Origin of the sequence: Lacisediminihabitans sp. (assembly GCF_036404185.1) — a bacterium.
Taxonomy (GTDB): Bacteria; Actinomycetota; Actinomycetes; order Actinomycetales; family Microbacteriaceae; genus Lacisediminihabitans.
Genome location: NZ_DASWPB010000153.1, coordinates 1 through 5598, shown reverse-complemented (window position 1 = coordinate 5598; position 5598 = coordinate 1). Strand labels below are relative to the sequence as shown.

The 5598-nt window shown below is 66.6% G+C and carries 5 protein-coding genes; 2 read left to right on the top strand and 3 right to left on the bottom strand.

The genetic code is table 11. The annotated features are described in order from the left end of the window. Both VGC18_RS10990 and VGC18_RS10985 read right to left on the bottom strand, forming a co-directional pair. A partial coding sequence (locus VGC18_RS10990; protein WP_331097252.1) for a lamin tail domain-containing protein occupies positions 1-2522 on the bottom strand: 2522 nt, incomplete at its 3' end. 73 nt (positions 2523-2595) lie between these two features. Beyond that, a complete protein-coding gene (locus VGC18_RS10985) occupies positions 2596-3747 on the bottom strand; it encodes an epoxide hydrolase family protein (protein WP_331097249.1) in 1152 nt (383 codons plus the stop codon). A 91-nt stretch (positions 3748-3838) separates the two neighbouring features. On the opposite strand from VGC18_RS10985, the gene VGC18_RS10980 reads away from it, so the two are divergent. Then, positions 3839-4441, top strand: a complete 603-nt coding sequence (locus tag VGC18_RS10980) for a TetR/AcrR family transcriptional regulator (protein ID WP_331097247.1) — start codon at positions 3839-3841, stop codon at positions 4439-4441. Positions 4442-4449: 8 nt separating this feature from the next. Here the strand turns inward: VGC18_RS10980 and VGC18_RS10975 are convergent, their stop codons facing one another. Then, positions 4450-5067, bottom strand: a complete 618-nt coding sequence (locus tag VGC18_RS10975; RefSeq protein ID WP_331097245.1) for an NADPH-dependent F420 reductase — start codon at positions 5065-5067, stop codon at positions 4450-4452. A gap of 96 nt (positions 5068-5163) precedes the next feature. Between VGC18_RS10975 and VGC18_RS10970 the strand changes: the two genes are divergently transcribed. After that, positions 5164-5598: helix-turn-helix domain-containing protein (locus tag VGC18_RS10970; protein WP_331097243.1), on the top strand; the 435-nt coding region annotated here is incomplete at its 3' end.

The window sequence follows — 5598 nt, the reverse complement described above, 5'->3', positions numbered from 1 at the left end:
CAGGTGTTGTCGCAGTGCGCCCAGATCTCCCCGAGGTCGGGGTCGAACTGGGCATCCATGACGCCGAGCAGCCCGCTCGAGACGTCTGCGACCCGCGTGAAGCTGTGATCGCTGCCGAGCGCATAGACGATGAGGTGCCCGGTCTTCTCGACCGCTCCGAAGAACAGGCCCGGCAGGGCCTTGCCCGGGTAGTCGGCCGGGTCGTACAGTGCGCCGGCGTCGGTGCGGAAGCCCTGGCTCACCAGGAAGCTATCCGGCACATACGTGACGCCCTCGAAACCCAGGTTCGCGTCGGCAGCGTCCGTGGGAGCGAAGCCGAGGTCCGATGTCAGCACCCACTGGTCGGTAGCGGTGAGAGTGGCATCCGCGGAGGTCGGATCGAACCTGAGGATGGAGTCGAGGGGCACGTTCGAGTTGTCGTTGTCACGCTCCGTCGTGACGTAGAGTGCGCCGTCGGGTCCGACCGTGAGCCCCTCGCTGTCGGGCGCACCGGTTCCACCGGGGAAACGGATGTCTTTGCCAGCGGACCAGCCGTTGGCGGTGTCCTTGACCCAGGTGCCATCGGAGTTCAGCAGGCGGTAGACGTGGCTCTTGTTCTTCACCGCGTACAGCACGTTCGCTTTTGCCGGATCGAAGGCGAGACCGCTGAGGTCCTGACCGGACTCCGTCGTCACCCACGAGCACTGCGCATCGATCGTTGCCGGGGTCGGGCTGCCGGGCCAGGTGAGGGCCGAAGTCGGCACGGTGCCGGGGGCGTCGCCCGAATCCTCGGTCTGGCAGGGCGCCTCGGGGGCCGCGCCGGTCGTGAGTGGGGGTACGCCGTCGGCGCAAGCGTTGGCGTTGGAACCGCCGAAGGTCGCGCTCGGCACCTCGAGAAAGGCGTTCGAGCCGTCGGGGCAGGCGGCGAGGGCCTTGTAGGTGTGGTCGACGTTGACACCCTCGTCGACGCCGGCCTGGCCCGCGAGGTAGTCCAGCTCGTCGACGAGCGTGCCATCCGGCGTGTAGACCTTCACGGCGTCGCCACCGCTGCTGAGGCCCGCCGTCGACTGGAACACGCCGTAGCCACCCGCCGGGATGTTCGTCGACAGCACGCCGTTCACGTACAGGCCGGCCGAGAACACCGCGGCCGACGTTGCCGGACCGCTGTCCACCTGCGTCCACCCGTCGAGGCTCACGGTGTGGGTGCCCGTGTTGTAGAGCTCGACCGCGTCCGACATGTTCGGCAGGGGGGCGAAGCCGATGCCGTCGTTGTCCGAGGTGATCTCGTTGATCACGATGTCGGCGTAGTTCGGGTCGGTCGGGGGTGGCGGCGTCGTTCCGCCACCAGGAGTGGTGTGGACGGTGGATGCCGCGTGGATGCCGAAGCTCGACGCGCCGGGTGAGCCGACCGCGCCGTGCGCGCTGGTCCAGCTGGCCTCGGAGTCTCCCGCCGTCGAGATCGTCCAGCCGGTCGTGTCCGCCTTCGCACCGAGATGCGCCGCGTCGACCCAGGCCGAGGCACCCTTGCCAGAGAGGAAGCCCGACGCGTAAGTCACCGAGTCGACCAGAGCATCGGCCGCGTTGTAGAGGTACATCGTCTTCGGACCCTTGTTGAGGGTGGTCGAGCCGTCGTTCACGACCTTCACCGAGTCGGAGAGGGCCCATTCAGCGCGGAATTCGGCCGGCGTGAGGTCACTCACGATCGCCGACTCGCCCGGAGCGAGGGTGCCGAAGTCCGACAGCGACACCGGGCCGGGCGCCGCGGCCGTCGTGGTGTACGACCATCCCGTCATGTCCGTCGGCGTCCGGCCGACGTTCGTCACCTCGACATACTCGCCGTCGCCGTTCGCTCCCGCGGCCAGACCACCGTAGGCGAACTCCGTGATGGCAACGTCGGGGGCGGCCGTCGACCGCGAGGAGAGGGTCGAGATGCCCGGCGAGCCGACCGACTTCGTGGCGCTCGTCCAGCTGGCTTCGGAGTCTCCCGCCGTCGAGATCGTCCAGCCGGTCGTGTCCGCCTTCGCTCCAACATGCGCCGCATCGACCCAGGCCGAGGCACCCTTGCCAGAGAGGAAGCCCGACGCGTAAGTCACGGAGTCCACCGTGGTGTTGCCCGCGTCGTAGAGGTAGATCGTCTTCGGGCCCTTGTTGAGGGTGGTCGAGCCGTCGTTCACGACCTTCACCGAATCGGTGAGGCCCCAGTCGCTGCGGAACTCGGCCGCCGTGACGTCGGTGACGATCGCCGACTCGCCCGGGGCGAGGGTTCCGAAGCCCGACAGCGACACCGTGCCAGGGGCCGCTGCGGTTCCGTACGCCCATCCCGTCATGTCCACCGGCGACGAGTCGAGGTTCGTGATCTCGACGTATTCGCCGTCACCGCCGACGCTCGATCCCGCGATCTGGCCACCGTAGGCGAACTCCGTGATCTTCACGTTCTCGGTCGGGTCGGCGGACGCGCCGGCGGGAACGCTGATCGCACTCCCCAGGGCGAGTGCCGCAATCGCGGCGGCGACGACGGCAGGGCGAGCGGGTGAGATGCGCATGGGCACGATGCTCGCGGTCGCAGGTGAACGAACGGTGGCGCGGGCATGACCACGAGGTGTCGCCGGATGTTGTTTACGAGCGAAGGCTCCTGAGCCCGGTGCGGATTTCATTGATCAGGATCTCGGGCTGCTCGAGGGCTGCGAAGTGTCCGCCCCTGTCGGCCTCGCCATAGTGGATCAGGTTGGTGTACGTGTCTTCGATCCAGTTTCGTGGGAAGAGGGGGATATCGCGGGGGAACACCGTCACCGCGACCGGCAGCGTCAGTGTCGGCCCAGCGAAGCCGCCCGATTTGTTCTCCCAATAGATGCGGGCGGATGACGCGGCGCTGTTCGTGTACCAGTACAGCGAAATTGTGTCGAGCATGTCATCGGTGCTGAGGGCGTCCTCGGCGAGCCCGTGATTGTCGGTCTTGGATTGGAACTTGTCGTAGATCCAGGCTGCCTGACCGGCCGGTGAGTCCGCCAGAGCGATTCCGATGGTCTCGGGCTTCGTGCCCTGGAGGTGATTCGCTCCGCCGATCTCCCCGCCGTAAAAGGCGACGGTGTCGAGGGCATGGCGTTCGTCGGGCGACAGCGTGCCGGGGATCTCTGCGGGAAGAGCGTATTGGGTGTTCAGGTGGATCCCGACGAGTCCCTCGGGCTGCATGGCCCCGAGGGCGGTCGTCACGACGGAACCCCAGTCACCGCCTTGAGCGGCCCACTTCGTGTAGCCAAGCCGCTTCATGAGTTCCGTCCACGCGCTCGCGATGCGCGTAACGTTCCACCCCGTCTCGGCTGGCTTCCCAGAGAACCCGAATCCGGGCAGCGACGGTATGACGACGTCGAAGGAATCGTCGACGTCCCCTCCGTACGCCACCGGGTCGGTGAGCGGTCCGATCAGCCTCAGGAATTCGGCGATCGAACCGGGCCAGCCGTGCGTCAGGATGAGCGGCATCGCGTTCGGATTCGTGGACCTGACGTGGATGAAGTGGATGTCCAGCCCATCGATCTCGGTCAGGAACTGCGGGAAACGATTGAGCTCCGACTCGAATCGGCGCCAGTCGTAGTCTCGCTCCCAGTGGCCGATGAGCGACTTGGCGTTCTCCAGACGCACTCCTTGCGACCAGTCGGGCACAGTCTCGGGATTGGGCCACCGGGTTCTGGCCAGTCGCTGTTTCAGGTCTTCGACCTCCGAGTCCGGAATCGTGACGGTAAATGGGCGGATGGGGCTTGAGGATGCGGTCATTGCCTGGTTCTCCTGAAATCTGTTGCACATGGGTGTGCAATGCACACGGATGTGCAATCTACTCCATTGCACACCGATGTGCAATGATTGGATGATGCAGATCGAATCCGCCAGGGCGCGAGCAATGAACGACACGCGAAATCGCATCCTCGACGTTGCGCTCGAGGTCCTAGGCCAGAATCCGGATGCCGGAATGGGGGACGTCGCGTCTGCTGCCGGCGTGGTCCGCCGCACCGTCTACGGCCACTTCCCCACCCGCACCGACCTCGTGCGGACCCTCGCACGACAGGCAATAGACGAGATCGCAGCGGTAATCGCCGAGGTCACTGCGTCCGAGCAAGCAGCCGATGCGATGTGGGTCGATTTCGTCGCTCGCCTCTGGCCGTTGACCCACCGTTACCGGGTGCTGGTGGCGCTCCGGCGGGGCGAGTACGGCGAGGAGATCCACGCCCTCCTGGGGCCGGTAGATCTGACTCTCGCCGACCTCGTGCAGCGCGGCCAGGACAGCGGGGTGTTCGGGCAACACCTGCCCGCGGACATCCTCAGCCAGCTCGCCTATGGCGCCGTCTTCTCCATCGCGGACAACGACCTTTCACGGGGAACCCCGGGCGCCCGCGCGGCAACGATCACGAGCCTGTTGATTCTCGGGGTTCCCCAGGTGCGGGCCGATGCCCTCCTGGACGGACGACCGTGATGGGAACGTCAGAGGACTCCAGCGCCCAGGGCGATGTCGAAGCCGGCACCGTTGCGGGCAACGCCCACGAGAAGGAGGCCGGCCCATTCAAGGCCGTGGGCCATCTCGAGCCCTCCCGCATCGAGGGGCCGCAGGTCCAGGCTCTCCAGAAACGCCGCCACGCGTGCCTTCGCCTCGGCACTGTCGCCGGCCAAGAACGCGTCCAAGGGCTTGTCTTCAGCGATGACGCCGCCGAAGACCGAGTTGAACGCCTTCACGACGTGTGCGTCCTCAGGGGCCACGGCGGCGATCTGCTCGGCCACCGAGTTGCCCGCGGTCGTCACGAGTCCGCTTCCGTCGGCGTTGAACGGGTTGGTGATGTCGACGAGGATCTTGCCGGACAGCGCATCGCCGAAGTGGGTGACCACGTCAATCGCGGCGGCGTACAGGACGGCGAGGATGACGATGTCACCCGCCGGCCGGGCGCCGAACGCGCCGACGGTGGCTCCGTTGCCGATCTGAGTTGCCAACGCCTGCGCCGTGGCCGTGTTCCGGCTTAGGAGCTCGACGGTGTGACCGTGCCCCGCCGCCCGGGTGCCGATGGCGGCGGCCATATTGCCCGAGCCGATGATGCTGATGGTGGTCATGATGTGTGCTCCTTGGTCTTGAAGGGTGAGGCACCCCTCCGGTTATTAGATCCCAACCGGAGGGGTGCCTCCTCTATTCCGAGGTAGATTGACTGAATGAGCATCAGCGACGTCACGCAGACACGGACGCCCCGGCGCCGAGACGCCCAGGAGCACCACGACAGGCTCATCGCCGCGGCACGGCGCGAGTTCGCCGCCCAGGGCGTGAATGCCTCCCTGGAGAGGATCGCGCGCGACGCCGGCGTAGCCATCGGGACCCTGTATCGCCACTTCCCGACCCGCCTGGACCTGCTCATGGCCGCCTTCGAGCCTCGACTCCAGGAGTTCCTCGACGGAGCCAAGAAGGCCCTGGAGATCGACGATCCGTGGGAAGGGCTCGTCTATTACCTGGAGAACCTGTTTCGTGTGCAGGCGGGAGACCGGGGGTTCAACGACTTCCTCTCCCGCCGCTTTCCCGGCAGTGCCGACACCGAGCGCATCCACGACCAGATGTGCCGACAGATCGAGGACGTGCTCACCAGGGCCCAAGAG

Coding starts and splice junctions, on each gene's coding strand:
- VGC18_RS10985 (WP_331097249.1), bottom strand. CDS start 3,747: ATGACCGCATCCTCAAGCCCCATCCGCCCATTTACCGTCACGATTCCG.
- VGC18_RS10980 (WP_331097247.1), top strand. CDS start 3,839: ATGATGCAGATCGAATCCGCCAGGGCGCGAGCAATGAACGACACGCGA.
- VGC18_RS10975 (WP_331097245.1), bottom strand. CDS start 5,067: ATGACCACCATCAGCATCATCGGCTCGGGCAATATGGCCGCCGCCATC.